This window comes from Stenotrophomonas sp. STEN018, from assembly GCF_056760235.1.
In genome coordinates this window covers 1-1,147 of record NZ_JBRREK010000138.1, presented here as the reverse complement: position 1 = coordinate 1,147, position 1,147 = coordinate 1, and the positions used below count along the sequence as shown (strand labels likewise).

Genomic DNA, 1,147 nt, shown 5'->3' with positions numbered 1-1,147 from the left:
GTAGCAACTGTCTTGTCAGCCGGAGGCCATAGCGGCCTCCGCATCTCGTTTACGAGCATTGAGGATGACCAGCATCTTTCTCATAACCGCGACCAAGGCCACCTTGCCGGGCTTGCCTTGGCTGATCAGCGAGTCGAAGAACTCCCGCAGCCTTGGCTCGTAACGTCTTGCGGTCAGGGCGGCCATGTACAGCGCCTCTCGGACGACGGCGCGACCTCCGGTGATGCTTCGCCGGCCTTTCCAGGTTCCGCTCTCCCGATTCATCGGGGCCACGCCCACCAGTGCTGAGATCGCTTTGCCGCTGAGCTGGCCAAGCTCCGGCAGCTCACAGGCAAGGGTTGCCATCAGAACCGGCCCTGCGCCCTTGAGATTGGCAAAGTTTTTCCAGCCTTTTTGGTCCCCCAGCAATTCGCTGATGGTTTGATTCAGCTGTTTTATATCGCTGCTGATCCCCTGCAGATGCTTGTTGACCATCGCAATCAGAGTGGCATCGTTGAAGCCACGCAGACGTTGTCGTTCACTCACACGCATCTGGACCAGATGCCGACGGCGCAGGCAAAGCTCGCCCAAACGACGCTGCCACGGTGCTGGTGGTACATAGCGCGTCAACTTCAGCACATTGGCCATATGCGCCAGGACCGAGGCATCAATGCGGTCAGTTTTGGCAAGCCTGCCTGTGGCCGTGGCGAAGCTGTGGCCCCGGCCAGGGTTGATGCGCACCACCGGTAGTCCAGCGTCGTGCAGTGCGTCCAGCGCCTTCTGCTCATAGCCGCCACTGGCTTCCAGTACCACCTGTTTGATCGGCAATTTTCGCAGCCATCGGATCAAGCTGGCGAAGCCGCTCTTGGTGTTCTTGAACTGCCGAAACGCCTGTTCATGAACTGCTACATCCAGGGTTTCACCGCTTACATCAATCCCGATCCCAAACATGGCGCAACTCCGCTAGGCTGACAGGGCCGAGAGCTCCCCCCGCTTGCCCAGTCTTATCAGTGCGAGCGCCATACTCGACCAACTGTTCGGGCGGATCAGGGAGAAACCGGCGCGGGGATCCTTGCTACCAAGCGATCGAAAAGACCTAGTGCCGAACGGTCGCCCGCGCCGGGCTCTCGGCACCTAAGGTGACAGACCGCTAAGAGATAAGTGCCGA

At 59.6% G+C, this 1,147-nt stretch carries 1 protein-coding gene; it reads right to left on the bottom strand.

Annotation, left to right across the window (positions count from 1 at the left end):
• Positions 1 to 15: 15 nt before the first annotated feature.
• Positions 16 to 930, bottom strand: a complete 915-nt coding sequence (locus tag ACVOMB_RS21055; RefSeq protein WP_481532936.1) for an IS110 family transposase — start codon at positions 928 to 930, stop codon at positions 16 to 18.
• Positions 931 to 1,147 lie beyond the last annotated feature (217 nt).